The 26,703-nt window shown below is 66.2% G+C and carries 26 protein-coding genes; 22 read left to right on the forward strand and 4 right to left on the reverse strand.

Annotation, left to right across the window (positions count from 1 at the left end):
* Window positions 1-142 precede the first annotated feature (142 nt).
* Entirely contained in the window at window positions 143-1,309 is a 1,167-nt protein-coding gene (locus BJF92_RS09965) for an MFS transporter (protein ID WP_075634605.1), read from the reverse strand.
* Between the two features lie 272 nt (window positions 1,310-1,581).
* Between BJF92_RS09965 and BJF92_RS09970 the strand changes: the two genes are divergently transcribed.
* The 11 genes from BJF92_RS09970 to BJF92_RS10020 all read left to right on the forward strand — a co-directional run bounded on the left by BJF92_RS09970 (window position 1,582) and on the right by BJF92_RS10020 (window position 14,029).
* Window positions 1,582-2,505, forward strand: a complete 924-nt coding sequence (locus BJF92_RS09970; RefSeq protein ID WP_075634606.1) for a LysR family transcriptional regulator — start codon at window positions 1,582-1,584, stop codon at window positions 2,503-2,505.
* Between the two features lie 331 nt (window positions 2,506-2,836).
* A complete protein-coding gene (locus tag BJF92_RS09975; protein WP_075634607.1) occupies window positions 2,837-3,442 on the forward strand; it encodes a YceI family protein in 606 nt (201 codons plus the stop codon).
* Between the two features lie 172 nt (window positions 3,443-3,614).
* Complete coding sequence (locus BJF92_RS09980) at window positions 3,615-4,877, forward strand: cytochrome b/b6 domain-containing protein (protein WP_075634608.1); 1,263 nt, start codon at window positions 3,615-3,617, stop codon at window positions 4,875-4,877.
* 668 nt (window positions 4,878-5,545) lie between these two features.
* A complete protein-coding gene (locus BJF92_RS09985) occupies window positions 5,546-6,154 on the forward strand; it encodes an NAD(P)H-dependent oxidoreductase (protein WP_075634609.1) in 609 nt (202 codons plus the stop codon).
* Window positions 6,155-6,204: 50 nt separating this feature from the next.
* Window positions 6,205-7,308, forward strand: a complete 1,104-nt coding sequence (sfnG, locus tag BJF92_RS09990) for a dimethylsulfone monooxygenase SfnG (RefSeq protein ID WP_075634610.1) — start codon at window positions 6,205-6,207, stop codon at window positions 7,306-7,308.
* Between the two features lie 235 nt (window positions 7,309-7,543).
* Window positions 7,544-8,461, forward strand: coding sequence for an ABC transporter ATP-binding protein (locus BJF92_RS09995; RefSeq protein ID WP_075634611.1), 918 nt, complete (start codon window positions 7,544-7,546; stop codon window positions 8,459-8,461).
* The gene (locus BJF92_RS10000) at window positions 8,461-9,357 is read left to right on the forward strand and encodes a branched-chain amino acid ABC transporter permease (protein WP_075634612.1); all 897 of its coding nucleotides are present in this window, start codon (window positions 8,461-8,463) and stop codon (window positions 9,355-9,357) included. The genes BJF92_RS09995 and BJF92_RS10000 overlap by 1 nt, the downstream gene beginning before the upstream one ends.
* A gap of 3 nt (window positions 9,358-9,360) precedes the next feature.
* Window positions 9,361-10,410: a branched-chain amino acid ABC transporter permease gene (locus BJF92_RS10005; RefSeq protein ID WP_075634613.1), complete on the forward strand. Its 1,050-nt coding sequence runs from the start codon at window positions 9,361-9,363 to the stop codon at window positions 10,408-10,410.
* 108 nt (window positions 10,411-10,518) lie between these two features.
* On the forward strand, window positions 10,519-11,862 hold the full coding sequence (locus BJF92_RS10010) for an ABC transporter substrate-binding protein (protein ID WP_075634614.1): 1,344 nt from the start codon (window positions 10,519-10,521) through the stop codon (window positions 11,860-11,862).
* A 108-nt stretch (window positions 11,863-11,970) separates the two neighbouring features.
* Window positions 11,971-12,747 carry an ABC transporter ATP-binding protein gene (locus BJF92_RS10015; RefSeq protein ID WP_075634615.1) on the forward strand — a complete coding sequence of 259 codons (777 nt, stop codon included), beginning with the start codon at window positions 11,971-11,973 and terminating at the stop codon, window positions 12,745-12,747.
* Window positions 12,748-12,781: 34 nt separating this feature from the next.
* Window positions 12,782-14,029 (forward strand): SfnB family sulfur acquisition oxidoreductase, encoded by a 1,248-nt coding sequence (locus BJF92_RS10020; protein WP_075634616.1) that lies wholly within the window; start codon window positions 12,782-12,784, stop codon window positions 14,027-14,029.
* A gap of 120 nt (window positions 14,030-14,149) precedes the next feature.
* On the opposite strand, the gene BJF92_RS10025 is transcribed toward BJF92_RS10020, so the two are convergent.
* Window positions 14,150-15,046, reverse strand: a complete 897-nt coding sequence (locus BJF92_RS10025; RefSeq protein WP_075634617.1) for a LysR family transcriptional regulator — start codon at window positions 15,044-15,046, stop codon at window positions 14,150-14,152.
* Window positions 15,047-15,184: 138 nt separating this feature from the next.
* On the opposite strand from BJF92_RS10025, the gene BJF92_RS10030 reads away from it, so the two are divergent.
* From BJF92_RS10030 to BJF92_RS10080, 11 genes are all read left to right on the forward strand, one after another.
* Window positions 15,185-15,514: a nuclear transport factor 2-like protein gene (locus tag BJF92_RS10030; RefSeq protein ID WP_075634618.1), complete on the forward strand. Its 330-nt coding sequence runs from the start codon at window positions 15,185-15,187 to the stop codon at window positions 15,512-15,514.
* Window positions 15,511-16,290, forward strand: coding sequence for an SDR family oxidoreductase (locus tag BJF92_RS10035; protein WP_075634619.1), 780 nt, complete (start codon window positions 15,511-15,513; stop codon window positions 16,288-16,290). The genes BJF92_RS10030 and BJF92_RS10035 overlap by 4 nt, the downstream gene beginning before the upstream one ends.
* A gap of 320 nt (window positions 16,291-16,610) precedes the next feature.
* Window positions 16,611-17,330, forward strand: a complete 720-nt coding sequence (locus BJF92_RS10040) for a FadR/GntR family transcriptional regulator (protein WP_075634620.1) — start codon at window positions 16,611-16,613, stop codon at window positions 17,328-17,330.
* Entirely contained in the window at window positions 17,327-18,502 is a 1,176-nt protein-coding gene (locus tag BJF92_RS10045; RefSeq protein WP_075634621.1) for a PLP-dependent transferase, read from the forward strand. Before BJF92_RS10040 ends, BJF92_RS10045 begins: the two co-directional genes overlap by 4 nt.
* Window positions 18,503-18,543: 41 nt before the next feature.
* The gene (locus BJF92_RS10050; RefSeq protein WP_075634622.1) at window positions 18,544-19,803 is read left to right on the forward strand and encodes an ABC transporter substrate-binding protein; all 1,260 of its coding nucleotides are present in this window, start codon (window positions 18,544-18,546) and stop codon (window positions 19,801-19,803) included.
* A gap of 154 nt (window positions 19,804-19,957) precedes the next feature.
* Window positions 19,958-20,890 (forward strand): carbohydrate ABC transporter permease, encoded by a 933-nt coding sequence (locus BJF92_RS10055; protein WP_075634623.1) that lies wholly within the window; start codon window positions 19,958-19,960, stop codon window positions 20,888-20,890.
* Window positions 20,891-20,895: 5 nt separating this feature from the next.
* Window positions 20,896-21,726, forward strand: coding sequence for a carbohydrate ABC transporter permease (locus tag BJF92_RS10060; RefSeq protein WP_075634624.1), 831 nt, complete (start codon window positions 20,896-20,898; stop codon window positions 21,724-21,726).
* Between the two features lie 4 nt (window positions 21,727-21,730).
* On the forward strand, window positions 21,731-22,807 hold the full coding sequence (locus BJF92_RS10065) for an ABC transporter ATP-binding protein (RefSeq protein WP_075634625.1): 1,077 nt from the start codon (window positions 21,731-21,733) through the stop codon (window positions 22,805-22,807).
* Between the two features lie 218 nt (window positions 22,808-23,025).
* A complete protein-coding gene (locus BJF92_RS10070) occupies window positions 23,026-23,463 on the forward strand; it encodes a curlin (RefSeq protein ID WP_075634626.1) in 438 nt (145 codons plus the stop codon).
* Between the two features lie 148 nt (window positions 23,464-23,611).
* Complete coding sequence (gene csgH / locus BJF92_RS10075) at window positions 23,612-24,022, forward strand: curli-like amyloid fiber formation chaperone CsgH (protein ID WP_075634627.1); 411 nt, start codon at window positions 23,612-23,614, stop codon at window positions 24,020-24,022.
* 229 nt (window positions 24,023-24,251) lie between these two features.
* Window positions 24,252-24,656 (forward strand): curlin, encoded by a 405-nt coding sequence (locus BJF92_RS10080; RefSeq protein ID WP_075634628.1) that lies wholly within the window; start codon window positions 24,252-24,254, stop codon window positions 24,654-24,656.
* Window positions 24,657-25,068: 412 nt separating this feature from the next.
* Here BJF92_RS10080 and BJF92_RS10085 read toward each other — a convergent pair whose 3' ends face one another.
* Together BJF92_RS10085 and BJF92_RS10090 are read right to left on the reverse strand one after the other, a co-directional pair.
* Window positions 25,069-25,695, reverse strand: coding sequence for a LysE family translocator (locus BJF92_RS10085; protein WP_075634629.1), 627 nt, complete (start codon window positions 25,693-25,695; stop codon window positions 25,069-25,071).
* A 200-nt stretch (window positions 25,696-25,895) separates the two neighbouring features.
* The gene (locus BJF92_RS10090; protein WP_075634630.1) at window positions 25,896-26,678 is read right to left on the reverse strand and encodes a 4'-phosphopantetheinyl transferase family protein; all 783 of its coding nucleotides are present in this window, start codon (window positions 26,676-26,678) and stop codon (window positions 25,896-25,898) included.
* Window positions 26,679-26,703: the final 25 nt, after the last annotated feature.

The raw sequence follows: 26,703 nt of genomic DNA on the forward strand, positions 1-26,703 counted from the left end.
GGCGGCATGGGGCTGTGGGATGGCGTACTCGCCTCTTCCCAAACGTGACAGTGCCGCGCCTGATCTCGCAGGCGCGGCACTGTCAAATACGGTTCCGGTCTCCGTCCGGCCGGAGGGCGAAGCGCTGTCGGAAAGGATAGACTCAGCAGGCCTGCCCCGCGACCCGGGCCGGCGCGCGGCGGCGCAAGAGGGCGAGGAACAGGAGGCCGGCCAGCGCCATGGCCGCGCCGGCGACGGGCACCATGGCGGTGCCGAGCCCGGCATCGATCACCAGCCCGCCGGCGGCTGCTCCCACGGCATTGCCGAGATTGAAGGCGCCGATGTTGAGCGCCGAGGCGAGGTTCGGTGCCGCGCCAGCCTCTTCCATCACCCGCATCTGCAAGGGCGGCACCAGAGCGAAGCTGGCAATGCCCCAGAGGAAGATCAGCACGGCGGCAGCACCCGCGGAGCCTGCCAGCCCGGCAAACAGCAGGAGCACCACCACCAGCCCGGCCAGCGACGCCGCCAGCGTGCCATCCACCGAGCGGTCGGCGAAGCGCCCGCCCACCCAGTTGCCCGCCGTCAGCCCCAGGCCATAGATCACGAGCATGGCGGTGACGAAGCCGGCGGAGGCGCCCGTTTCGGTCGTCAGGATCGGCACGATATAGGTGAACACCGTGAACATGGCGCTGGCGCCAAGGACCGTGAGCGCAAGGGCGGCCAGAACCGGGCCGCGGGTGACCACGGCAAGCTCGCGCCTGATGTCGCCGCCCTTTTCGGCCGGCAGAACGGGCAGCGACAGGCGCAGCGCCAGCATGGCGAGCGCGCCGATGGCGGCAATGCCCCAGAAGGCGGCGCGCCAGCCCAGCGCCTCGCCCACCCATGCCGCCAGTGGCACGCCGCCGACGGTGGCGATGGTCAGGCCGGAAAACATTGCCGCGACGGCCGAGGCCCGCTTCTCCGCCGGCACCACGCTGGCGGCCACAACCGAGCCGACGCCGAAGAAGGCGCCATGATTGAAGGAGGTGACGATGCGCGCCACCATCAGCATCTCGTAGGATGTCGACAGCGCCGCCAGGAGATTGCCGAGCGTGAAGATGCCCATCAGCCCGACCAGCAGGCGCCGGCGGCCGGTGCGGGCGAAGGCGAGCGTCATCAGCGGCGCACCGATCAGCACGCCCAGCGCATAGGCGCTGACCAGCAGGCCGGCGGCAGGGATCGATACGCCGAGATCGCCCGCGATCAGCGGCAGCATGCCCATGGGCGTGAATTCGGTGACGCCGATGCCGAAGGCGCCGATGGCCAGCGCCAAGAGGGAGGGATTGATCATGGAATGATCCTTCTCGAGAGGGAGGCAGGCCCCGCCGGGCGAAATGCCGGGAGCGGGAAGCCGCCTCCGAGGGGGAGGGCCCGGAGCGGGGTTGCGAAAACGGTGTGCGGCTTTCGCCGCGCCGCTGCGGATCCAGATGGAGACGCGCCGCCCGCCCGGACGATGATGTCTATGCAGGCGGCGCATGATTTATTCCGTCCCAGCATATGGCGCGCTGCAACAGGGCGCAGTAGTGGGATAATCGGACCAGCATCTGTGCGTGGAGATCATAAATGCAGCGGGACAGGATCGACCGGGCAGGCGACATGCATGTCTTCCTGACAGTCATCAAGACGGGCAATCTCTCGGCCGCCGCGCGTGCGCTGTCGCTGACGCCGTCGGCCGTCAGCCGCATTGTGGCGCGGCTGGAGGCGCGGCTCGGCGTCAGGCTCCTGCTGCGCACCACCCGCCGGCTCACTCCCACTGCGGAGGGCGAGGCCTATGCCCAGGCGGCGCGGCGCATCCTCGCCGACCTCGAGGAGACCGAGAGCACGATTGCCGATCAGGCCGCGCCGCGCGGCCGCGTGCGGGTCAGCGCCGCATCCGCCCATGGACGGCTGGTGGTGGTGCCGCTGCTCGGCGAATTTGCCGAACAGCACCCCGGCATCACCGTGGAAATCGACCTCAGCGACCAGGTGGCCGATATTATCGGCGGGCAGGCGGATCTCGCCATCCGCTTCGGCCCGCTGCCGGATGGCCCGCTGACGGTGCGGCGGCTGGACGAGACGGGCCGCACCGTGGTGGCTTCTCCCGCCTATCTCGCCCGGCATGGGCGGCCGGAGGTGCCGGCCGATCTCGCGCGGCACAATTGCCTCGATTTCAGTTTCCGCCGCGCCGAGCCTGGCTGGCCCTTTCGCGAGGAAGGTCGAGAACGGCTGCTGAGCGTGAGCGGCAATATTCTGGCGAACAATGGCGAGACCCTGGTGCAGCTGGCGCTTCAGGGCGTCGGCATCACCCGGGTCGGCAACTTCCACATCGAGGAAGACCTGGCCGCCGGCCGGCTCGTGCCGCTCCTGGAGGCGTTCAACCCCGGCGACCGCGAGCCGATCCAGGCCGTTTTCCTCGGCGGTCCCTCCATGCCGGCGCGGCTGCGGGTGCTGATCGATTTCCTTGCCGCGCGCATGGGGCGGAGGGCAGCGCGCGGCCAGCCTGGGTAAGCGCCGTCCATCGCGTTTCAGGCGGGCGGCGTTCAAAGATTTGTGAGGTCCTGTCGCTCTGCGCATGCCGGCACCCTGCGCGCATCCTGTCGGGAAGGCTGCGATCCGCCTGCCTCCGCTTGGCTTATCGCCGCCGAAAACCCGGTTTCCGGCCTGAAACCGGGCTTCTGCCGCTCTACACGAAGGCGTGAGACTGTCGTGATATAGATGACCTTATTCCGGTCATCGTCTTCATGGAGTGAACAGTGCGTTGCGCTGCGGCCGGTTTTGCGCTGCGACAAAATGGCGTAGGCCTTCGTCGGGACAGTTATCCCTAACGGAGAAAGACCTCATGCGCCTGAAAACCGCCTTCGCCGCCGCCCTGCTCGTTCTCACGGCTTCTGCCGCCAGCGCGCAGACGATCGACGTTCCGGCCGGCACCTATGTCGCCGACAAGGCCCACACCAACCTCCTGTGGAGCGTCAGCCACTTCGGCCTGTCTCACTATATCGGCCGCTTCGACAGCATCGACGCCAAGCTGCAGCTGGACCCGAAGGACCCGGCCAAGTCCAAGCTGGAAGTGACCGTCGATCCCAAGTCGGTCGACACCAATGACGGCGCCGCCGGCAAGGATTTCAACGCCGAAATCGCCAGCGAGATGTTCTTCGACGCCGCCAAGTTCGACAAGATCACCTTCGTTTCCAAGGAGATCAAGACGACGGGCAAGGACACCGGCACGGTGACCGGCGACCTGACCTTCCACGGCGTGACCAAGCCCGTCACGCTCGACGTGAAGCTGAACGCCGCGCTGAACCCGCATCCGATGAGCAAGAAGCCCACCGTCGGCTTCTCCGCCACCGGCACGATCAAGCGCTCCGACTTCGGCGTCACCACGCTGGTCGGCCCGGTCGGCGACGACGTCAAGCTGACGATCGAATCGGAATTCGTCGCTCAGTAAGCCTGAAATGACAGATGCCCCGGTCGTGAGACAGGCCGGGGCATCTGCCCTCCGCCGCGCCGACGCGCGGCCTGTCTGACGGGCCTGCGCGGCCTCCATCCCCATCCTTTCACGAACCGTCCGCTGCCCCGCCCGATGCCTCGCGCGGCCGGACAAGCTCCAGGAGAGACCGATGCGTTCTTCCCATCCGACGAGCGGCCGGATCGAAGGCTACAATGCCGGGGCGATGATCCTGCATTGGGCCATTGCGCTCGCCATCTTCTTCCAGCTGGCCGTCGGCTTTTCGATGAGCCAGCTCCAGATTTTCCCGCGCGACATGCGCTTCAGCCTGATCCAGTGGCACAAGACGGTGGGCATCACCATCCTCGCGCTGACGCTGGCGCGCATTGCCTGGCGCCTGTTCAATCCGCCGCCGGCCCATGGGCCGATGCCGCGCGCCGAAGCCGCGCTGGCCGGCCTTGTGCACGGGCTGTTCTATGCGCTGATGATCGCTGTGCCGCTTTCCGGCTGGATTCTCGTCTCGGGGTCCACCACCAAGATCCCGACGCTGCTGATGCTGTCGGACGCGCTGCCCTGGCCCAACCTGCCGCTGCCGGCCTTCCTGCTGAACCATCAGGGCCATGAAGTCATCGAGACCGCGCATGCGGTGCTGGCCTATTCCTTCGTGGTGCTGATCGGCCTGCATGTCGCCGGCGCGCTCAAGCATTCGATCATCGACCGCGCGCCCTCCTTCTCGCGCATGCTGCCGATTGGCGGGCTGCACCGCCAGCAGGCCGCGCTGATCGCCCTGCCGGTCGCCGCCGCTGCCGCCGTGGCATTCCTCAGCGGCGGCGTCGCCATCGGCCGCTCGGGCGCTGCCCCCGCGCCTGCCGCCCAGCTTGCGCAGGCCCCGGCCCAAGCCCCTGCGGCAGCCGCCGCGCCCTCCGCTGCCGGCTGGGCCATCGACAAGGCCGCCTCCAAGCTCGGCTATTCCGTCACCTTCTCCGGCAAGACCGTCACCGGCACGGTCGGCAATTGGGACGCCGCCGTCAATTTCGATCCCGCCCAGCTTGCCCAGGCTCGCGCCGAGGTGACCGTGGACACGGCCTCGATCACCATCGACGACGCGTTTATCCGCTCCAACCTCGCCGGGGCCGATGGCTTCGACACGGCCGCCTTCCCGAAGGCGCGTGTCGAGCTCACAAGCTTCGCGAAGACGGAGACGGGCTATCTCGCCAAGGGCACGCTGACGCTGAAATCTGTCACCGCTCCGATCGCGCTGCCCTTTACCTTCGAGCAGGCCCCCGACGGCACCGCCACCGTCACCGGCACGGCCGAGCTCGACCGCGCCACCTTCCAGCTCGGCCAGCAGCAGGACGCCAAGGGCGAATGGCTGGCGCCGACCATCAAGGTCGAGCTTTCGCTGAAGGCCCGCCGGGCAGGGGCGGGGGCGTGAGCCTCCGACCTCAACCGGATCGCCGCGCACATCCGAGAGCATCTCGTTTTTGCATCGGCGTTCTCCGAAAAGCGGTTCCCACTTTTTGGTCCGAGGCTCGGCGCGGTCAGGCTTGCGCCCGCGCGATTCCTCCGGTCGCAGGTGGCCCTAGGTGCCGCTTATCGACGATCCGCTGAACCTGCGGATCGTCGAAGGCCGTTTCGGCCACCGCATCTGCTGGCAAGCGTCCGCATGGATTGTGCCCCAGCGCCGGAGAATGCCGGCCTGATCGCACCGGGCGAAGCGCCGGAACCGATGCGTCCTTCTTTCGGCCCGACCTGACGCCAGTGGCTTTGCATGGCCGCTACGGCCACTTGTTGCGCCTCTCCCGACAGCCAAACTGACCTGGAGCACCGCCGTGACCCTGCGGCCGCCTGCCGTTGGCGCAGGCCCTCTGCTGGGGCGAGCCGGTGACCGCCGCCGCAGCCTCCAAAGCCCCCCCCCCCCCCAGAGCCCCGTCCCGCCGCGCCATGCCCACGCGCCATGACGCCCGATCGCCATCGGCAGCCTGCATTTTTCACGCGGACGCCGCGTCGCGAAAAATAAACGCGGGCCGCGCCGTCGATTTAGAACGGCCGAATTTGTTTTACCACAAAATCTATAGATAATTGTCACAACAGGAGACGCTCATGAACATTGTCGCCATCAACGGCAGCACAAGCAAGCCATCGCGCACGGGGGATGTGGTCACCATCCTGGCGGATGCCGTCAGCCGGCGTCTGTCCGCCCCGGTCGATCGGGTGGATCTGGCTGATGCGGCCCCCGTGCTGTTTCGGGCGCTGAAAAGCGACGGGCTGGATGCCGAGGGTCGGGCGATCATCGACAAGGTCGAGACGGCGGACGTCCTGATCGTGGCGTCGCCGGTCTACCGCGCGTCCTACACCGGAGCGCTCAAGCATCTGTTCGATCTGGTGGATTACCGGCTGTTTTCCGGCAAGATCGTGGTGCTAGCCGCCACCGGCGGCACGCCGCTGCACGGGCTGATGATCGACCATCAGCTGCGCCCGCTCTTCGCCTTCTTCAACACCATCGTCGTCCCAACCTCGATCTATGCGACGGTCGCCGATTTCGTCGATCACCGCCTCGTCAATGACGCCGTCGCCGCCCGTGTCGAGCGCGTCGCGGAAGAGGTGCAGGCGCTCGCCGGGCGGCTGGGTCCGGCCGCGCAGCCCGACGGGAAGCCGGTCCGGCCTTTCGGGACGGTCCAGAAGGACAGCAGAGATCTGGTGCATCCATAGGCCGGCCGCCCGCGCAGCCCGCCCATTCTTTATCCAAGGGAGAATCTGACATGACCTGGAGCAATCGAGACGCGCTGAAATTCGCTTACTGGGTGCCGAATGTTTCCGGCGGCCTGGTGATCTCGAACATCGAGCAGCGTACCTCCTGGACCATCGACTATAACAGGGAGCTGGCCCGGATCGCCGAAAAGGCGGGCTTCGACTATGCGCTGAGCCAGATCCGTTTCACCGCCGGCTATGGCGCGGAGTATCAGCACGAGTCGGTCTCCTTCAGCCATGCGCTGGCGGCGGCAACGACGAAGCTGACGGTGATTGCCGCCATCCTGCCGGGCCCCTGGAACCCGACGCTGGCCGCCAAGCAGATCGCCACCATCAACCATCTGACCAATGGCCGTATCGCCGTCAACGTGGTCAGCGGCTGGTTCCGCGGCGAGTTCAAGGCCATCGGCGAGCACTGGCTCGACCATGACGAGCGCTACCGCCGCTCCGAGGAATTCATCCGGGCGCTGCGCGGGATCTGGACACAAGACAACTTCACCTTCCGCGGTGATTTCTACCGCTTCGACAATTATTCGCTGAAGCCGAAGCCGATCGATCCGCAGCCGGAAATCTTCCAGGGCGGCTCCTCGCGCGCCGCGCGTGACATGGCGGTCCGCGTCTCCGACTGGTACTTCACCAATGGCAACACGCCGGAGGGTCTGGCCAAGCAGGTGGACGATATCAGGGAAAAGGCGAAGGAAAACGGCCACGCCGTCAAGATCGGCGTCAATGCCTTCGCGATCGTGCGCGAGACCGAGGAAGAGGCCCGCGCCGTTCTGAACGAAATCGTCGAGAAGGCCAATCCCGAGGCGGTCAACGCCTTCGGCCATGAGGTGAAGAATGCCGGCAAGGCCTCGCCCGAGGGCGAAGGCAACTGGGCGAAATCCTCCTTCGAGGATCTGGTGCAGTATAATGACGGCTTCCGCTCCAACCTGATCGGCACGCCGCGCCAGGTGGCCGAACGCATCGTCGCGCTGAAGCGCGCGGGCGCCGACCTGATCCTGCTCGGCTTCCTGCACTTCCAGGAGGAAGTCGCCTATTTCGGCGAGCATGTCATTCCGCTGGTGCGCGAGCTCGAGCAGCAGGAAGCGACGGCGGCGATCGCGGCCGAATAGGCCCGGGACCTTCCGGGCGCTGGCAAACGTCTGGCGCCCAGGACCGGCACCCCCCAACACAGTCAAAGACAGGAAAGGCGACGAACGACGTGGCATCACCCGATGCCGCGACCGGGCGCGGCTTGCCTGCGGGGCGCCGCATAGCCGCAAACGATCGAGGCCCGCTCGCCCCTGCGCCCTCACGCAAGGCGAGCGGCGGGACATGAGCAACCGAACCAGAACTGTTGAGCGAAACATGAGCCCATTTCTGCCCGCCTTTTCGCATTTCGGCAGCCTGCCCTTGCCGTCCGAGATCGTCGAGCATCTGCTCGACAGGTCGGCCGAGCGCAGCGCTCAGCGCGAGCGGCAGGCAGCGACCGGCCCCGCGCCGGTGCTGGCGCTTGAGGACATCACCCTGTCCTTCGGCGGTGTCACCGCGCTGTCGGGCGTGGATCTTTCGGTTCGTTCCGGCGAGATCAAGGCGATCATCGGGCCCAACGGCGCGGGAAAGAGCTCGCTCATCAATGTCATCAGCGGGATCTACCGCCCGGATCGTGGCTCGGTGGCGATCGATGGCAGGCGCCTGCGCTCGGTGCCGACTGAGCGTCTGGCCTCGCTCGGCATTGCCCGGACGTTCCAGAATCTGGCGCTGTTCAAGGGGCTGAGCGTGATCGACAACATCGCCACCGGCCGCGCCTATCGCAGCCGCACCTCGTTCCTGTCGCAGATCGCCGGCCTGCCGGCGGCCCGGCGCGAGCGGGAGGCGGCGCGCGAACGCGCCCGGCAGCTGATCGCCTTCCTGCATCTCGACGCCTATGCCGACCGTCTGGCCGGCGCGCTGCCCTATGGCGTGCTCAAACGCATCGAGCTCGCCCGGGCGCTGGCCGCCGAACCGCGCCTCCTGCTGCTCGACGAGCCCATGGCCGGCATGACGGTGACGGAGAAGAACGAGCTTGCGGAATTCATCGCCGCCGCGCGGCGCGAATTCGGCCTGACGGTGGTGCTGATCGAGCATGATATCGGCATCGTCATGGCGCTGTCCGACAGCATCGCCGTGCTCGATTACGGCCGCAAGATCGCCGATGGCGCGCCGGCCGAGATCGCCGCCGACCAGAAGGTCATCGACGCCTATCTCGGCGTCGCGCCGGAAAACGAAAACGGGGACGGGATCTGATGGCCGGCTTCGACGGATTGTTCTTCACCGAGGTGCTCGTCGGCGGGCTCCTGTCCGGCGTCATGTATTCGCTGGTCGCGATCGGCTTCGTGCTGATCTACAAGACCTCGGGCGTGCTCAATTTCTCGCAAGGCGCGCTGCTGCTCTTCGCCGCGCTGACCTTTGTCAGCCTGGTCGAGCGCGGCGTCCCCTTCGCGCTCGCCTTCCTCGTCACGTTCGCCATCATGGTGGTGATCGGCATCGCCATCGAGCGCACAGTGCTGCGTCCGCTGACCAACAAGCCGCCGATTACGCTGTTCATGGCCACGCTCGGCCTCTCCTACATCATCGAAGGCGCGGCGCAACTGCTCTGGGGCACGCAGGTCCATGCGCTCGATCTCGGCATCGAGGATGTGCCCTATGACATTGCCGGCGTCTTCATCAGCCAGTTCGACGTTTTTGCCGCGCTGACGGCTGCGGCCATGGTCGGCCTGCTCTCGGCCTTCTTCCGCTATACCCGCATCGGGCTCGGTTTCCGCGCGGTGGCCGACGACCAGCTGGCGGCGCTCGCCGTGGGGCTGAAGCTGCCCTGGATCTGGGCCAGCGTCTGGGCGGCCGCCGGCCTGATCGCGCTCGTCGCCGGCCTGCTCTGGGGCGCGCGGCTCGGGGTGCAGTTCTCGCTGTCGCTGGTGGTGCTGAAAGCGCTGCCCGTGCTGGTGCTCGGCGGTTTCGACAGCATCCTCGGCGCCATCCTCGGCGGCCTGCTGATCGGCGCATCGGAGAAGCTCGCGGAGGTTTATCTCGGCGATTACTTCGGCGGCGGCATCGAAAGCTGGTTCGCCTATGTCGTGGCGCTCGCCTTCCTCCTCATCCGTCCCTCCGGCCTGTTCGGCCAGAAGCTCGTCGAAAGAGTGTGACCCATGAGCATCATCACGCTTCCTCTTCCGTCGTCCGCCGGCCTTGTCCTGACACCGAAGGCGCTGGGGATCGCCGCGCTTCTCGTCGTCGCCTATGGCGTCGTGCCCTTCGTCGGCTCGTCCTATGTGTTCGAGGCGCTGCTCCTGCCCTTCCTGGCGCTCAGCCTCGCCGGCGTCGGGCTCAATATCCTGACGGGCTATGCGGGCCAGGTCTCGCTCGGCTCCGCCGCCTTCATGGCCGTCGGCGCGTTTGCGGCCTATAATTTCAACCTGCGGGTCGAGGACCTGCCGCTGATCGTCAGCCTGGTGCTGGCAGGCCTCTCAGCGGCGGCGGTGGGCATCGTCTTCGGCCTGCCGAGCCTGCGCCTGCGCGGCTTCTATCTGGCGGTGTCGACGCTGGCCGCGCAGTTTTTCGTTCAATGGGTGCTGACGAAATTCTCCTGGTTCTCCAACAATTCCGCCTCCGGCGTGATCGATGCGCCGCCGCTGACCATCGCGGGCCTCTCCTTTGAGGGGCCGGTCGGGCGCTATCTCTTCGCGCTTGCGATTGTCACCGTGCTGACCTTCCTCGCCCATCGCCTGGTGACCTCGCAGACCGGCAGCAACCTGATCGCCGTGCGGGACAATGAGACGGCGGCGCGCATTATCGGCGTGCCGGTGCTGAAGACCAAGCTGCTCGCCTTCGCGGTCTCCTCCTTCATCATCGGGGTCGCCGGCGCGCTCTGGGCCTTCGCCTATCTGCGCACGGTGGAGCCGGCCGGCTTCAATCTCGACCGCTCCTTCCAGATCCTGTTCATCGTCATCATCGGCGGCCTTGCCACCATTCGCGGCGCCTTTCTCGGCGCCGGGCTGATCGTGGTCTTCCCGCTCGTCCTGTCGCGGGCCGGCGCCTTTGTCTTCGGCGACATCTTCGATTCCGGCGTGCTCGACATGACCCAGCGCATCGTGCTCGGCGCGCTGATCATCGCCTTCCTGATCCTGGAGCCGGATGGTCTCTCGGCCCTTCTGGACCGGCTCAGGCACCGTTTCGCGGCCGTCTTCGGACGGGCTTGAGAAAGAGGGGCGTCAAAGCGCCGCCCCACCGACAGACCGACATCCAAACCCTAACACCCCACGGCAGCGGCGCGCACCGCCCTGCCGAACAGAGGAGCCTTGCCTGACATGAGCCTGATGTCCAAGATCAAGATCGCCGCGCTGGCCGCCGGCATCAGCCTTTCCGCCCTGGCGGTGACCGCGCCGCAGGTGCTCGCCGACGAGCAGCACTTTCCGCTGCAGAGCTACCGCGTCGGCCCCTATGCGGCCGGCGGCACCGGATTCTTCGGCGGCTTCATCGACTATCTCAACCTGATCAACACCCGCGACGGCGGTGTCAACGGCGTGAAGCTGACCTGGTCGGAGGCCGAGACGCAATATGAGGTGGAGCGCGGGGTGGAGGCCTATGAGCGGCTGAAGAGCCATCCGGGCATCGCCGCCTGGAACCCGCTCTCGGTCGGCATCGCCTATGCCATGATCGACCGGATCACCGCCGACAAGGTGCCGCTGATCACCATCAACCACGGCCGCACCGATTCCACCGATGGCCGCGTCTTTCCTTACGTCTTTCCGCTGCTGCTCAACCCCTATAGCGAGACCTCCGGCATCGTGAATTACATCGCCTCCAAGGAAGGCGGCCTGGAAAAGCTGAAGGGCAAGAAGATCGTGGTGCTCTATCACGGCTCGCCCTATGGCAAGGAAACCATCCCGATCTACGAGCTGCTCGCGCAGAAATACGGCTTCACCCTGCAGCAGATCGAGGTGCCGCATCCCGGCAACGAGCAGCAGAGCCAATGGCTGACCATCCGCCGCGCCAAGCCCGACTATGTGGTGCTGCGCGGCTGGGGCGTGATGAACCCGGTGGCGCTGAAGACGGCGGCCAAGACCGGCTTCCCCGTCGATCACATCATCGGCAATGTCTGGTCGAATTCCGAGGAAGACGTGATCCCGGCCGGCGATGCCGCCAAGGGCTATACCGCCATCACCACCCAGGCCTCCGGCGCCGAATATCCCGTCGTCAAGGAGATCGTGAAGACGCTCTACGATCAGGGCAAGGGCAATCTGGAAGACAAGAAGCGCATTGGCTCGGTCTACCACAATCTCGGCATCGTCAACGGCATCCTGAATGTCGAGGCGATCCGCATCGCCCAGGCGAAGTTCGGCAAGCGGACGCTGACGGGCGACGAGGTGCGCTGGGGCTTCGAGCATCTGCAGCTCGATCCGGCCCGCGTCGAGGCGCTGGGCGCCAAGGACCTGTTCCACTCCATCAACGTCACCTGGGACAATCACGAGGGCAATGGCTACGTGACCTTCCAGCAATGGGACGGCAAGAAGTGGAACGTCGTCTCCGACTGGATCGCCCCCGACTGGGCCCTGCTGCGCCCGATCATCGAGAAATCCTCCGAGGCCTATGCCGCCGAGAAGGGCATCAAGATCCGCACGGCTGCGGACGCGGAAGGCGCCGTCAACTGACGCCCTGTTCCGCGCGGAGAGGTTCCGCGTGAAGAGGCAGCCGGCAGGGTCTTCTCTCCTGCCGGCGCCTAAATTCCCCGCCGTTTTACGGAAGAAAGGATCGTCGGCATGACCGGAGCACCCAAGCTTCTCGAGGTCACCGGCCTCAAGGCCACCTACGGCCATTCCATCACCGCGCTCGACGGCGTCGACCTGTCGCTGGCCGAGGGCGAGATCCTCGCGCTTCTCGGCGGAAACGGCGCCGGCAAGACCACGACGCTCAAGGCCATCTCCAACCTGCTGCCGGCCGAGCGCGGGCAAGTGACGGAAGGCGCGGTGCGCTACCAGGGCGAGACGGTGCTGAGCCGCAGTCCGGCGGCGCTGGTGCGCGCGGGCCTGGTGCAGGTGCTGGAGGGGCGCCATTGCTTCAAATCGCTGTCCGTGGAGGAAAACCTCGTCTCCGGCGGTCTTGGCCGCAGCGCGAGCCGGGCCGAGATCGCCGAGGATCTGGAGCGGGTCTACAGCTGGTTTCCGCGCCTCAGGGACAAGCGGCGGGCGCTGTCCGGCCTCACCTCCGGCGGCGAACAGCAGATGACGGCGATCGGCCGGGCGCTAATGGCGCGCCCGCGCCTGCTGATCCTCGACGAGCCCTCCATGGGGCTCGCCCCCATCGTCGTGCAGGACATTTTCCGCGCGCTGCGCCGGCTCAACACACAAGAGGGCCTGTCGATCCTCGTCGCCGAGCAGAATTCCGCGATCGCGCTCACCTATGCCGACCGCGCCGTCATCCTGGAAAACGGGCGGACCGTGCTGGAGGGCGACGCCCGTGAGCTGAAGGCGCGCGGCGATGTGCGCGCCTTCTATCTCGGCCAGAAGGCCGCCCCGACCGGCCTTGCGGCCCATTGACCCCATCCATCGAAACCACCCAAGGAGCGATGCCATGACCGTGAACACCGTCAACACCAAGGACGCCGCCGTCGGCGTGCCGGCCTTCCCCAAGCCGGTGACGCCGGCCCATATCATCCGCGACGATGCCGAGGCGATCGCGGTCGCCAGACAGCTCGCCAGCGAGATCGCCCCCGGTGCCGCCGCGCGCGACCGCGACCGCATCTGGCCGTTCAAGGAACTCGATGCCTTCTCCCAGAGCGGGCTGTGGTCGATCAACGTGCCCAAGGCCTTTGGCGGGCCGGAGGTCTCCTATGCCACGCTCGCCAAGGTGATCGAGATCGTCTCGGCTGCCGACAGCTCGATCGGCCAGATCGCCCAGAACCATCTCGGCGTGGTCGCGGCCATCCGCACCGTTTCCGACGAGGCCCAGCAGCGGCTGTTGTTCGGCGAGGTGCTGAAGGGCGTGCGCTTCGGCAATGCCTTCTCCGAATTCGGCTCCAAGCGCGCGGTCGATTTCGAGACGCGCTTCATCGATGATGGCGACCATGTCATCGTCAAGGGGCAGAAATTCTACTCTTCCGGGGCGTTGCTCGCCCATCTCGTGCCGATCGTCGCGCTCGATGATCAGGGCCGCGCCTGGTACGCGATCGCCGAGCGCGATGCGCCGGGCCTGACCGTGATCGACGACTGGTCCTCCTTCGGCCAGCGCACGACGCTGTCGGGCACCGTCATTCTCGACAATGTCCGTGTGCCAAAGACGCATCTGGTGCCCGGCTACAAGGGCTATGAGGTGCCGACGGCCGACGGCGCCATCTTCCAGATCATTCAGGTCGCGGTCGATACCGGCATCGCCCAGGCCGCCATCGACGAGACCATCGCCTTCGTGCGCAGCAAGAGCCGCGCCTGGGTGGACAGCGGCCTGGAGCACGCCTGGCAGGACCCTTACACGATCCAGGCCATCGGCGACCTGACGCTGCGGCTGCACGCCGCCCAGGCGCTCTTGGAGAAGGCCGGGCACGCGATCGACCGCGCGATCCTCGATCCCAATGCCGAGACGGTGGCCGAGGCGCAGATCGTCACGGCGCAGGCCAAGGTGCTCTCGACCGAGATCGCCATTGCCGCCACCAACAAGCTCTTTGAACTGGCCGGCACCCGCTCGACGCTCGCCGAGCATCAGCTGGACCGCCATTGGCGCAATGCCCGCACCCACACGCTGCACGATCCGGTCCGCTGGAAATATGCCATCCTCGGCAATTATTTCCTCAACGGCGAAAAGCCGCCGCTGCACGCCTGGAGCTGATCGGCAGCGAGAGCGAACCCCCGGCCGGGAGACGGCGTCGTCCTCCCGGCCGGATTTTCGTTTGTGCGCCGGACCGAAAACCGCTTCCGCTTTTAGGTTGAAGCCCTCCTGTCCGTGCGATCAGGGATTTGCAAAGGCACGCGCTGCCTGAAGGAAGGCGGTGAAGGCGGCCGGCGGGTTTTTCCGGCCCGGATAATAGAGCGCCAGCGGCGCCAGCTCGGGCGTCCAGTCCTCCAGCACGCGCACCAGCCGTCCGGCCGCGATGTCTTCGCGCACATCCGCCTCCATCACATAGCCGATGCCGATGCCGCTTTGCGCGGCGATCCGCACCAGGCTCGACTCGTCCAGCGTAATCGCGCCTTGGACGTCGATCTGGAGGGCTTCCCCGTCCTTCTCGAATTTCCAGCGAAACAGCGCATTGTTGGGCAGGCGGGCGCGGATGCAGCGAAAGCGGTGAAGATCGGCCGGCACGGCCGGCACGCCATGGACTCGCAGGAACTCCGGCGAGGCGACCACCGCATTGCTGCGCCTCAGCCCCAGTGGAACGGCGATCATGTCGGCGGGCACGAGATCGGCAGGCCTCAGGCCGAGGTCGAAGCCGGCCGCGACGATGTCGACAATCCGTCCCTCGGTGACGAGATCGATATGCACCTGCGGATAGCGCCTGAGGAAGGAGAGGATGAGCGGCGCCATGACTTCCCGGGCGGCCGTTGCAAAGGCGTTGATGCGCAGGGTGCCGGCCGGCACCTCCTGAAGGGATCGCGCCGCCTGCATCGCATCATGGATATCGGTCATCGCTGGCCCGACCCGCTCGACCAGGGTTCGTCCCGCCTCTGTCAGCGAAACGCTTCGGGTCGTGCGGTTGAACAGGCGGATACCCAGGCGCTGCTCGAGCTTGCCGATGGCGTTGCTGAGCGCCGTGGTCGACATGCCGAGATCGAGCGCCGCGGCCCGGAAGGATCCGAGACGGGCGATGGCGAGAACGGCATCGAGATCGGCAAGAACGGCGCGGGCCATTGTCCCTCTTTTCGTAACGCCTCATCCTGTTTTATCCTGATTATCACGTCAATGGCGCTGATCTACCTTTGGGCCAGTCGATCGCGGATGCGGGCCGAACCGCAGCCGAAAAGACCGGGATACCCACAGGAGAGCCGCATGACCATTGAGTTACCCAAACCCATCGAGGCCTATTTCGCCGCAGACCGGGAAGGCAGTCCGGACGCTGTCGCGGCCGTCTTCACCGAGGCGGGAATCGTCAAGGACGAGCGCAAGATCCATCGCGGACGCGAGGCGATCCGGGCATGGAGGGTCGAGACCGGCCAGCTCTACAGTTACACGGCCGAGCCCTTCTCGCTGGCGAGCGACGAGGGCAGGACCCGGGTGATGGCCCATGTCGCCGGCACCTTTCCCGGCAGCCCGCTCGATTTCAGCTTCTCCTTCGTCCTTTCGGGCGACAGGATCGCCGAACTGGAGATCACCCTGTGACGCCGTTTCTCAGCCTTGAGGGCCGCCGCGCCCTGATCACCGGAGGCACATCGGGTGCGGGCGCTGCCACGGTCGCGCTGTTCCGGCAGCTCGGCGCGCGCGTGCTGACCACGGCGCGCAAAAAGCCCGCCGATCTCTCCGGCGCAGCTTTTGTCGCCGCCGATCTGACGACGACGGACGGCGTCCAGGCGGTCGTGGAGGCGGTGCAGGCGGAATTCGGAGGGCTCGACATCCTCGTCAATATGCTCGGCGGCTCTTCTGCCCCGTCAGGTGGCTTTGCCGCGCTTACCGATGCGGAATGGGACAAGGAGTTCGCGCTCAATTTCTTTCCCGCGGTCCGGCTGGATCGCGCGCTGCTTCCCGGAATGATCGCGCAGGGACGCGGCGTGGTCCTTCACGTCACGTCGATCCAGCGGAACCTGCCGCTGCCGGAAGCGACGACCGGCTATGCCTCGGCCAAGGGGGCGCTCAACACCTACAGCAAGAGCCTCTCCAAGGAGGTTTCCCCGAAAGGGGTCCGGGTGGTGCGGGTGGCGCCCGGCTGGATCGCCGATCCCGGGCAGAACGGCCTCGCCCTGCGCATCGCCGCGGAAGCCGGCATCAGCTACGACGCGGCAGTGCAGGTGATCATGAACGCGCTTGGCGGCATACCGCTGGGGCGTCCGGCCCGGCCGGAAGAGGTCGCCGATCTGATCGCCTTCCTGGCCTCCGATCGCGCCGCGTCGATCACGGGCACCGAGCATGTGATCGACGGCGGAACCGTGCCGACCGCCTGAACGAGACTTCCTCCGCCTTTCGGCCCTTCACCTGACATTGCGCAAGCATCTGACGATCCTCCTGGGCTCGTCAGGTGCTTGTTTTCGTTGCGGATCGCGCGGTGCCGGCTCGCCCGCAAACGGCAGAAGGTGCCCGGCGGGTGAGTGCGCGATCCCGCGCATCTCCGTCTTTGCGATCTTCTTTGCTTCCACATCACCGAAGCGGACCCCGCATGCGGCCGCCCGATCCCGATCCCTGCATCATTCAAAGCCGGCTCTTGAACTCGGAGAAAAACAATGCATAGGTAAGATGTCAGACCAATTCCAGAGAGTCTTCTGCCATGGCCAGATCCGCCAATGATGCGTTGATCATGCCGCTTCCCCCGGCCGACCGGGTGGTGCAGGTGGAAAAGGCGCTGTCGGATTTCGTGGAGCGCGCCGGTCTTGCGCCGGGATCGCGCCTGCCGACCGAGCGGGAGATGATGGTCGCGCTGAATGTCGGCCGCTCGACCATCCGCGAAGTCCTGCGCAAGTTCCAGGCGCTCGGCGTCATCGAAAGCCGCAAGGGCAGCGGCACCTATCTCTTGAAGCCGATTTCGGCGGCGACCGTGCACATGCCGATCTCCATCGACGCGCAGAGCCTGCGCGATGCGCTTCTGATGACGCTGGAGGTGCGCCGCGGCATCGAGATCGAGGCCTCCATGGCCGCCGCCCGCCGCCGCACGGAGATCGATATCGCCACCATGGAAGCGCGGCTGGTGGAGATGGAGACGGTGCACCTCGCCGAGGGCACCTCCGGCAAGGCCGACCTTGCCTTCCACCTCTCCATCTATGATTCCACCCACAACCCGCTGTTTCGCCAGCTTCTGGAGCAGATGCGCGAGGGCTTCGAGCGCTTCTGGTCCAAGCCGTTCGACCGCCCCGATTTCGCGGCCCGCTCCTTCCCCTTCCACCGCACGCTGTTCAACGCGATCGTAGCAGGCGATGCCGAGGCCGCGCGGGAAGAAACCCTCAAGATCCTCTCGATCGTCGAGGAAGATATCAAGGACATGTCCCAATGACTGAAGGCTTCGACCCCTCAGAGCTCGCCTCGCTGATCGTCGCGCATGACGCTCCGCACGCCTTCGAGGCCGTGGTGCCGCCGATCGTGCAGACCTCGCTCTTCACCTTCTCGAGCTATGAAGAGATGCTGGCGACCTATCGCGGCGAGAAAGTCCGCCCGGTCTATACGCGCGGCCTCAACCCGACGGTGCGCATGTTCGAGGAGATGCTGGCGAAGCTGGAAGGCGCCGAGGATGCGCTGGGCTTTGCCAGCGGCATGGCCGCGATCTCGGCCAGCGTGCTCTCCTTCGTCGCCCCGGGCGACCGGATCGTGGCCGTGCGCCACGTCTATCCCGATGCCTTCCGCCTGTTCGGCACGCTGCTGAAGCGCCTGCAGATCGAGGTGACCTATGTCGACGGTCGCGACGAGGCGGCGGTGGACAAGGCCATGGCCGGCGCCAAGCTGCTCTATCTCGAAAGCCCGACCAGCTGGGTCATGGAGGCCCATGATGTCGGCGCGCTGGCGGCGATCGCCAGGAAGCACGGTGCCGTCTCGGTCATCGACAATTCCTGGGCGAGCCCGATCTTCCAGAATCCGATCGCGCTCGGCGTCGATCTCGTGCTGCATTCGGCCTCGAAATATCTTGGCGGCCACAGCGATGTCGTCTCCGGCGTGGTGGCCGGCTCCAAGGCAATGATCGACCGCCTCAGGGCCGAGGCCTATCCCTATCTCGGGGCCAAAATGTCGCCCTTCGATGCCTGGCTCCTCATTCGCGGCCTGCGCACCCTGCCGCTGCGCATGAAGGCGCATCAGGCATCGGCGCTGGAGATTGCCGGCCGGCTGCAGGCGCTGGATGTGGTGGAGACCGTCTGCCATCCGGGCCTCGCCAACCGCCTGCCGCCGGGGCTTACCGGCACCTCCGGCCTGTTCTCCTTCATCTTCAAGCCCGGCGTGGATATCCGCGCCTTCGCCGATCACCTCACGCTCTTCAAGCTGGGCGTGTCCTGGGGCGGGCATGAAAGCCTGATCGTGCCGGGCGAGGTGGTGCTGGCGCAGAAGGCGCAGCCCAATTCCGCCCACACCTTCGGCATCGACGCGCGCTCCGTGCGCCTTCACGTCGGGCTCGAAGGCACGGAAGCGCTGTGGCGCGACATCACCGACGCGATTTCGGCGGCAAGCAAGGCCGCCTGATTACCTCACGACATCATCATAAAAAAACCGGGAGCAGCACAATGAAGAAACTGATCGCCGCCGCCGTCTTCACCGCCCTGATGGCCGGGACGGCACTGGCCGATACCACGCTCAAACTGGTGGAAGTCATCACCAGCCCCGAGCGTACGGAAACGCTGAAGAGCCTGACTGCCAAGTTCGAGGCGGCCAATCCGGGCACCAAGGTCGAGATCATCTCGCTGCCGTGGAACGAGGCCTTCCAGAAGTTCGCGACCATGGTCTCGGCGGGCGACGTGCCGGACGTGATGGAGATGCCCGACACCTGGCTGTCGCTCTATGCCAATAACGGCATGCTGGAGAGCCTGGAGCCCTATCTCGCCAAGTGGCAATATACCGCCGGCCTGACGCCGCGCGCGCTGGAGCTCGGCCGCGACGTCAAGAATACGGCCTATATGCTGCCCTATGGCTTCTATCTGCGCGCCATGTTCTACAACAAGAAGCTGCTCGCCCAGGCCGGCGTGACCGAGCCGCCGAGGACGCTCGACACCTTTGCCGAAGCTTCCAAGAAAGTCTCGGCCCTGCCGGGCAAATATGGCTACTGCCTGCGCGGCGGCCCGGGGGGCCTGAACGGCTGGGTGATGTTCGGCGCCTCCATGGCCGGCTCCAACGCCTTCTTCACCGAAGACGGCAAGTCGACCTTCGACAGCCCCGGCTGGACCAAGGGCCTGACCTGGCTCGTCGATCTCTACAAGAACGGCTATGCCCCGAAGGACAGCGTCAACTGGGGCTTCAACGAGATCGTCGCGGGCTTCTATTCCGGCACCTGCGCCTTCCTCGATCAGGATCCGGACGCGCTCATCGCCATTGCCCAGCGCATGAAGGCCGAGGATTTCGGCGTCATGACCATGCCGAAGGGCCCTGACGGCAAGACCTTCCCGACCATTGGTTTTGCCGGCTGGTCGATGATGGCGTCGTCGGCCAACAAGGATCTCTCCTGGAAGCTGATCGAGACGCTGGAAGGGCCGGAAGGCAATATCGAGTGGAACAAGAAGACCGGCGCGCTGCCGGTGCACCTCTCGGCCGAGAAGGACCCCTTCTATGCCAGCCCGCAGTTCAAGGGCTGGTTCGACGAGCTGGCCGACAAGAACGCCGTGCCGACCAAGATGCCGACCTATCTGGAAGAATTCGCCTTCTTCAAGGACTCGCTCGTCATCAAGACCTCGCAGGAAGCGCTGCTCGGCGACATCACGCCCGAGGAGCTGGCCAAGCAATGGGCCGAGTACATGACGAAGGCCCAGCAGAAGTTCCTGGCCTCCAAGTAAGCATTGCCTGACCCTCGTGCCCGGAGCGATGGCCGCTCCGGGCGCCTCACCGTCTGCGCCGCCGCCTTCGGGCCGCGGCGTCTCCCGGCGCGGCGAAGCGCCGGGGGTCGGCATCCAGAGGCCCTGCCTGTCACCGTCCCGCGAGGAGCCTTCCATGTCCCATCCACCGACCGTGCAATCCCCGCGCACGGGCAAATCCGCGCTGCGCCGCTTCGTCGATGCGGCCGAGCCCTGGTTCTACAGCGCGCCGGTGCTCGTCCTGATCCTCGCCGTCATGCTGGTGCCGCTCATCCTAGGCCTGTCCTATGCCTTTCGCGACATCCAGCTGCTCAATCCCTTCTCCGGCGGCTTCGTCGGCCTGAAGCACCTGCAGGCGCTCTCGCAGGACCAGGCCTTCTATCGCGCGCTGCGCAACACGCTGTGGTGGACGGGGGCCTCCGTCTTCCTGCAATTCCTCTTCGGCCTCATCCTCGCCTTGCTGCTCGACAAGCCTTTCGCCGGGCGCGGCATTGCCCAGGCGCTGGTCTTCCTGCCCTGGGCCGTGCCGACCTTTCTGGCCGGTCTCAACTGGGCCTGGCTCTTCAATCCGGTAATCGGCCCGTTGCCGCACTGGATGGCGGCGCTCGGCATCCTCTCCGCCCCCGACAATATTCTGGCCGATCCGCATCTGGCCATGTGGGGCCCGATCATCGCCAATGTCTGGTGGGGCATTCCCTTCTTCGCCATCACCCTGCTGGCGGCGCTCCAGGCCATTCCGCGCGATCTCTACGAAGCGGCCGAGATCGACGGCGCGGGGCCGCTGCAGCGCTTCGTCTCCATCACGCTGCCCTTCCTGGCGCCGACGATTGCCATCACCATCCTGCTCAGAACCGTGTGGATCGCCAATTTCGCCGATCTCATCATCGTCATGACCAATGGCGGCCCGGCTGACCGTACCCAGATCGTGGCGAGCTATATCTTCACCCAGGCCTTCCGGCGGCTGGATTTCGGCTATGCCTCGGCCATCGCGCTGGTGCTGCTCGTCCTGCTGCTCGCCTATTCGATGGTGATCGTCATCATCCGCCAGCGCCTGATCGAGAAGGATTGAGCCCCGTGACCGGCAGACTGCTCCTCACCATCGCGCACCGGCTGGCGATCCTCGCCTATATCGTCTTCGCGCTGTTTCCGCTGTTCTGGCTTTTGAAGGTCTCGGTGACGCCGAACGACCTGCTCTATAGCGAGGGCGTGCGCCTGTGGCCGTCGCATGCGACGCTGGATCACTACCGCTTCGTCCTTGAGAACAGCGCCTTCCCGACCTTCTTCAAGAACAGCCTGATCGTCGCCGGCTCCACCTCGGTCGCCGTCACCGCGCTCTCCTCGCTCGCAGGCTATGCGCTGTCGCGCTTCCGCTTCCGGGGCAAATATGCCCTGGTGGCACTGATGCTGATCACCCAGATGTTCCCGCTGGTCATGCTGGTCGCGCCGATCTTCAAGATGCTCTCGCCGCTCGGGCTCACCAACAGCCTGACCGGGCTCGTCATCGTCTATACCGCTTTCAACGTGCCCTTCGCGACCTTCCTGATGCAGTCCTTCTTCGACGGCATCCCGAAGGATCTGGAGGAGGCGGCGATGATCGACGGGGCAAGCCGCTTCGTCGCCTTCCGCCAGATCATCCTGCCGCTGACGCTGCCGGGCATCGCCGCCACGCTTGGCTTCGTCTTCACCGCCGCCTGGAGCGAGCTGCTCTTCGCGCTGATGCTGATCTCGGGCAATGCGAGCGCCACCTTCCCGGTGGGCCTGCTGACCTTCGTGTCGAAATTCTCGGTCGATTTCGGGCAGATGATGGCGGCCGGCGTGATGGCGCTCATACCGGCCTGCCTGTTCTTCCTGCTCATTCAACGCTATCTCGTGCAGGGCCTGACGGCCGGCGCGGTGAAAGGGTAATCCCATGGCATCCATCGCGCTCAGCCGCGTCGGCAAATCCTTCGGCACCGTCTCCGTCCTCAACGAGGTCGATCTCGCGATCGAGGACGGCGAGTTCATCGTGCTCGTGGGCCCTTCCGGCTGCGGAAAGTCGACGCTTCTGCGCATGATTGCCGGGCTGGAGGAGATCACCACCGGCACGCTGACGATCGACGGGGAGCGGGTGAACGAACGCCGCCCGAAGGACCGCGACATCGCCATGGTGTTCCAGTCCTATGCGCTCTATCCGCATATGTCGGTGGCCGACAATATGAGCTACAGCCTGCGCCTGCGCCGCCGGTCGAAGGAGATCATCGCCCAGGCGGTCAGCGCGGCCTCCGCCAAACTCGGCCTCGATCCCTATCTCGAACGCCGGCCGAAGGCGCTGTCCGGCGGGCAGCGCCAGCGCGTGGCCATGGGCCGCGCCATCGTGCGCAAGCCCAAGGCCTTCCTGTTCGACGAGCCGCTGTCCAACCTCGATGCCCGGCTGCGCGAGCAGATGCGCGCCGAGATCAAGCGCATGCATGGCGAACTGGGCGCCACCTCGGTCTATGTCACGCATGACCAGATCGAAGCCATGACGCTCGCCTCGCGGATCGTGGCGATGAATGCCGGCGCGGTGCAGCAGATCGGCGCGCCGCTCGACCTCTATGACCGCCCGGCCAATCTCTTCGTCGCCGGCTTCATCGGCTCGCCGGGCATGAATTTTCTCGAAGGGCGCTGCGAGCAGGGCGCCGACACCAGCGCGGTGGTTCTGCCCAAAGGCTTCCGCCTGCCGCTGCCCCTGCGCATTCCCGCCGCCGATGGCGAAAAGGTCACGCTCGGCATCCGCCCGGAACATGTGACGGTGGACGCGCAGCAGGGCGAGATCGAGGCGGCGGTGGAACTGGTCGAGCCCACGGGCCTCGGCGTGATCCTGCATCTCCTCGTGCATGGCGAACCCTTCAAGCTGTTCTCCACCGACCGCGCGCTGATCCGCTCGGGCGCGCGGCTGCGCATCGGCCTGCCGAGAGAACGCCTGCATCTTTTCGACCAGGCCGGAAACCGCATGGCGGCGCTCTGACCACATGGGCCTTGCCCGGCTGAACATCCTTGCCTTCCCAATCTGGTGACGAGGCTGCGGCTCCCGCGCGAAGCCGCAGCCTTTTTCGTGGCCCGTGCGCGCTGGATGGCGGGCCCCATGAACCGCGGCTGAATGGTCCCTTCAGCTCCCGTTCGAAAGCGATCTCGTAAAAGGAGGATGTTCAACGGCGGTGTCATCCGCCCCAGGAGATAAGACCCATGTTCCGCACCTCTTTCGTTGCAACCGCACTCGTCGCGCTGGTCGGCCTGAGCGCCGCCGTCCCTGCCATGGCAAACGATGTCAGCATCGAACAATATGGCTGGAGGAACTCCGCCGGCGGGGCGCAGGAGGGCTATTCCAACCGGATCCGCACCTATCAGAACGGCGATTACAACCGGCTGAGCAGCCGCCAGCACGGCCGTCGCAATCTCTCGGCCGTCGGCCAGGAAGGCTACAACAATTACGGCGTGACCTATCAGCGCGGCAACCGCAACACCGCCGGCATCGGCCAGTTCGGCTCCAACCACACGACCATTCTGACCCAGGACGGCAACGGCAACATCGCCGCCGGCGTGCAGGTCGGCCATGGCTGCGCCGCCAATGTTACCCAGGGCGGAAATGACAATGTCGCCGCCTTCGTCCAGGCCTGCCCGTAACGGCAAGTCCGCGCGAGAGCGTCGGGCGCGGTCCGATGCTCCCCGCGACTGTTTGGATCTGTGTTCGTTTGGATCTGAGTTTGTTTGCATCTGATCGTCCGAAAGACGGTTTGCGCTTTCGGTCCGATGCGCGAAAGGGGAAGACACCATGCCGAATTTCACCACAGCCAAGTGCCTGACGGCGGCCTGCGCCCTGGTCCTCATTCCCCTGGGCGCGGTCGCCACCATGACGACCGCCACACCGACGACCGCCAAGTCGCTGTCGCCCGCGCAGCTCTGCGAGATCGACGCCACGTCCGACGACGGCCTGGTCAAGCTCGATGCGCTGGTCCATGCCGACAGCGCGCTTTCCGGCAGCTATTCGTTCCGCGTCGAAAAGAGCGGCGGCGGTGGCAGCTCCACCATAAACCAGGGCGGGCAGTTCGATGCGCGGGCGGGCGAGACCGCCACGCTCGGCTCGGTCTCGCTTGGCTCCGGCGGCGCGCGCTACAAGGCCACGCTCGATGTCCGCATCGGCGCGAAGACGGTCACCTGCGCCAAGCAGGTCGGCAGCATCTGATTGCTCCGCCGGGCCTTCATGGCATCACAGCCCCACTCGATCCGTCAAGGGCGCCGCATTCCGGCGCCCTTTGCCGTTTCGGCGCCCCGGACCGATGAGGATGGTCGGCGCGCTGTCCCGGGCCATGGCAGGAGGGCTGAACGCCGGGTGAATGGCGCATTCCTCCCGTGTTCAGCCTGGCAATGCGAGATTGGATCATCGCCGAAGACGGCCTTTCTGGAGATCGACCATGACCCGCGCTTTGCTCACCTTCGCCACTGGTGCCCTTCTCGCCGCGACGATGGCCATGCCCGTTCCGGCTCTGGCCGGTGGCCAGGTCTCGTTCAATGTCGCACCCGCCAATGCACGCGATGCCGAGCTGTTTTCCACCGGGCTGCGGGTCTATTCGCTGTTTCGCGGCATCAAGAATGGCGAGATCAGGCAGTCGGGCAGTCGCAATGCGGCGGGGCTTGCCCAGGACGGGCGCGGCAATCTCGGCGTCATCCGCCAGCATGGCAACGGCAACAGGGGCACGCTGCGCCAGACCGGCAACGACAATGCCTATGGTCTCTTCCAATATGGCCGCAACAATGACGACGCGATCGTGCAGACCGGCGACAATAACAGCGGCGCGACCTTCAGCTACGGCTGGTGAGAGGGGCGCAAGACCCTCGCCAGCCCGGTTCGGGCCCGGTCCTTGAGGACCGGCGCCTCTCCGCGGGCGGCAGAGATACGCTCGCCATGGTCGCCCTGCGCTTCCCGGCTGATGCGAGTGCGGCGGATGCCGAGGCGCTCTGTCGATCCTATACCAAGGCTCGCTGATAGGAACCCATAGGATGGCACAGGCTTGATCGCTGGCTCGGCGCGGTGCGCAGGGCGATGCTGCCGCATCGTCCAAGCGACGCAACAACGCCAGCGGTCAAGCCTGTGACACCTCCGGCCGTCTTCCCGACGCTTCCGGCGGTGTCGACGCCCTCGACCGATGCGATGGCATCGCTCTTCGGACCTCTCCTAGCCGGAAACGATGGGAAGACGGTCCTATGGGTTCCTATCAGCGAGCCTTGGTATTACATGGCGGGGCGGCGTGCTGCCATCAGCAGCCCGCCGAAGGCGATCATCGTGGCGCCGCTGATGCGGTTGATCCAGCGCAACCCGCGCGCATGGCGCATGACGCCCGAAAGCCTTGTGCCGGCATAGGCATAAAGCGCGATGGCGACCAGTTCCAGCGCAAGGAAAATCGCGCCCAGAAGGGCGAAGCTGCTCCAGTAATGCCCGGCAACGACGAACTGCGGAAAGAAGGCGGTAAAGATCAGGATGGCCTTGGGATTGCCGATGGCGACAAGGAATTCCTGCCGCATGAAGCTCGCCAGACCTCGGCCGGCCGGCTCTGGCTGGTCCACCGCCACAGTGGCGGGCGCGCGGAGAATCTTGATGCCAAGCCAGACGAGATAGGCCGCGCCGGCGATCTTCACGACCGTGAAGGCGAGTTCGGAGGCCGTCAGCACCGCACCCATGCCCAGCGCGGCAATCGCGATCATCAGGGTAAAGGCCACAAGCCGGCCCGTGGCCGCCAGCAGCGGCGTGCGAAGGCCATGGCGCGCGCCCAGCGTGATCGACAGCAGGTTGTTCGGGCCGAAGGCCATGTTGAGCGCGAAACAGGCGGGAACGAAGAGCAGCAGGGTTTCCAAGGGCATGGCATCACCATCAAGATTTGCGCGCGGCCTTTGCTTCTGCCGCCTCGCGCACAGTCTCCCCGATGCCGGCGAAAATTTCCAGCGCGATGTGGCCGCTGCCGCGCGACTGCCTATGGGGTTTCGCCTTCATCTCCCGCTGGCGGCCTTCATGCCCTGTGGCGCGCCGGACGGATCATCCCGCGCGGTCCGATGCTTCCGGATCAGCCGCCCCGCTGGAAGATCCGCCGCCAGCCTCTCGCCGCCGGCCCCTCCGCCATCCCCGCCACCGCCAGAACGACGATGCGCGGCGACAGGCGGAAGGCGAGGCGCAGCCTTTGCCCGCTGGCGATCAGCGCGGTGCCCTGCGTGAGATCGCAGGCAATGTGCTCATAGCCCAGCACCTCTCCTGTCAGGGGAAAGCTCGCCTTGTAGATGGCTTCCTTGGCGCTGAAGAGCAGGCGGGCGGCATGGGCCGGATCCAGCTCGCGGGGCATGATGTCGCCCGGCTGGCGCACCAGCGCGGCGATCTCGTTCGTCAGCGGCGCGAAGGGTTCCACATCGATGCCGAGCGACAGGCCGGGGCCCGCCGGCGCCAGCGCCGCCACGGCCATCTCTTCGTCATGGGCAAGCGAGCCGATCAGGCCCGAGGGAAAGAGCGGAGCGCCGGAGGCGGCGCGCGGGATCGGCGCGGCCGGATGGCCTGACGCCACCATCATCTCGCGCGCCAGCCTGCGGGCGGCACCGCTGGCCCGAAGTGCCGCGCGGCGATGGGGTGAAAGCGGGGCGGCTGCGGGCAGCGGTTCGGCGGGCGAACCGGGCGTGGAAGGGGCGGCGCCGGCGCGCTCCCGCTCGCCGGGCAGAAGATGCGCCTCGTCGCCGGGGCGGATCGCCCGGCAGCCGAGCCGCAGGCCGGGCAGGGCAATCGGCTGGCCCCACCAGGGGCCAAGACCGTCGATCGTCATGCGAAAGGCCGCGGCAAGCGCGGCCTCCTGCTCCTCGATCATGACCTGTCTCCGGCCATGACGTCGC

Origin of the sequence: Xaviernesmea rhizosphaerae (assembly GCF_001938945.1) — a bacterium.
Classification (GTDB): Bacteria; Pseudomonadota; Alphaproteobacteria; order Rhizobiales; family Rhizobiaceae; genus Xaviernesmea; species Xaviernesmea rhizosphaerae.

Excerpts from the sequence above, each read along its gene's own strand:
- BJF92_RS09965 (WP_075634605.1), bottom strand. The coding sequence starts at position 1,309 with ATGATCAATCCCTCCCTCTTGGCGCTGGCCATCGGCGCCTTCGGCATC.
- BJF92_RS09970 (WP_075634606.1), top strand. The coding sequence starts at position 1,582 with ATGCAGCGGGACAGGATCGACCGGGCAGGCGACATGCATGTCTTCCTG.
- BJF92_RS09975 (WP_075634607.1), top strand. The coding sequence starts at position 2,837 with ATGCGCCTGAAAACCGCCTTCGCCGCCGCCCTGCTCGTTCTCACGGCT.
- BJF92_RS09980 (WP_075634608.1), top strand. The coding sequence starts at position 3,615 with ATGCGTTCTTCCCATCCGACGAGCGGCCGGATCGAAGGCTACAATGCC.
- BJF92_RS09985 (WP_075634609.1), top strand. The coding sequence starts at position 5,546 with ATGAACATTGTCGCCATCAACGGCAGCACAAGCAAGCCATCGCGCACG.
- sfnG (WP_075634610.1), top strand. The coding sequence starts at position 6,205 with ATGACCTGGAGCAATCGAGACGCGCTGAAATTCGCTTACTGGGTGCCG.
- BJF92_RS09995 (WP_075634611.1), top strand. The coding sequence starts at position 7,544 with ATGAGCCCATTTCTGCCCGCCTTTTCGCATTTCGGCAGCCTGCCCTTG.
- BJF92_RS10000 (WP_075634612.1), top strand. The coding sequence starts at position 8,461 with ATGGCCGGCTTCGACGGATTGTTCTTCACCGAGGTGCTCGTCGGCGGG.
- BJF92_RS10005 (WP_075634613.1), top strand. The coding sequence starts at position 9,361 with ATGAGCATCATCACGCTTCCTCTTCCGTCGTCCGCCGGCCTTGTCCTG.
- BJF92_RS10010 (WP_075634614.1), top strand. The coding sequence starts at position 10,519 with ATGAGCCTGATGTCCAAGATCAAGATCGCCGCGCTGGCCGCCGGCATC.
- BJF92_RS10015 (WP_075634615.1), top strand. The coding sequence starts at position 11,971 with ATGACCGGAGCACCCAAGCTTCTCGAGGTCACCGGCCTCAAGGCCACC.
- BJF92_RS10020 (WP_075634616.1), top strand. The coding sequence starts at position 12,782 with ATGACCGTGAACACCGTCAACACCAAGGACGCCGCCGTCGGCGTGCCG.
- BJF92_RS10025 (WP_075634617.1), bottom strand. The coding sequence starts at position 15,046 with ATGGCCCGCGCCGTTCTTGCCGATCTCGATGCCGTTCTCGCCATCGCC.
- BJF92_RS10030 (WP_075634618.1), top strand. The coding sequence starts at position 15,185 with ATGACCATTGAGTTACCCAAACCCATCGAGGCCTATTTCGCCGCAGAC.
- BJF92_RS10040 (WP_075634620.1), top strand. The coding sequence starts at position 16,611 with ATGGCCAGATCCGCCAATGATGCGTTGATCATGCCGCTTCCCCCGGCC.
- BJF92_RS10045 (WP_075634621.1), top strand. The coding sequence starts at position 17,327 with ATGACTGAAGGCTTCGACCCCTCAGAGCTCGCCTCGCTGATCGTCGCG.
- BJF92_RS10050 (WP_075634622.1), top strand. The coding sequence starts at position 18,544 with ATGAAGAAACTGATCGCCGCCGCCGTCTTCACCGCCCTGATGGCCGGG.
- BJF92_RS10055 (WP_075634623.1), top strand. The coding sequence starts at position 19,958 with ATGTCCCATCCACCGACCGTGCAATCCCCGCGCACGGGCAAATCCGCG.
- BJF92_RS10065 (WP_075634625.1), top strand. The coding sequence starts at position 21,731 with ATGGCATCCATCGCGCTCAGCCGCGTCGGCAAATCCTTCGGCACCGTC.
- BJF92_RS10070 (WP_075634626.1), top strand. The coding sequence starts at position 23,026 with ATGTTCCGCACCTCTTTCGTTGCAACCGCACTCGTCGCGCTGGTCGGC.
- csgH (WP_075634627.1), top strand. The coding sequence starts at position 23,612 with ATGCCGAATTTCACCACAGCCAAGTGCCTGACGGCGGCCTGCGCCCTG.
- BJF92_RS10080 (WP_075634628.1), top strand. The coding sequence starts at position 24,252 with ATGACCCGCGCTTTGCTCACCTTCGCCACTGGTGCCCTTCTCGCCGCG.
- BJF92_RS10085 (WP_075634629.1), bottom strand. The coding sequence starts at position 25,695 with ATGCCCTTGGAAACCCTGCTGCTCTTCGTTCCCGCCTGTTTCGCGCTC.
- BJF92_RS10090 (WP_075634630.1), bottom strand. The coding sequence starts at position 26,678 with ATGATCGAGGAGCAGGAGGCCGCGCTTGCCGCGGCCTTTCGCATGACG.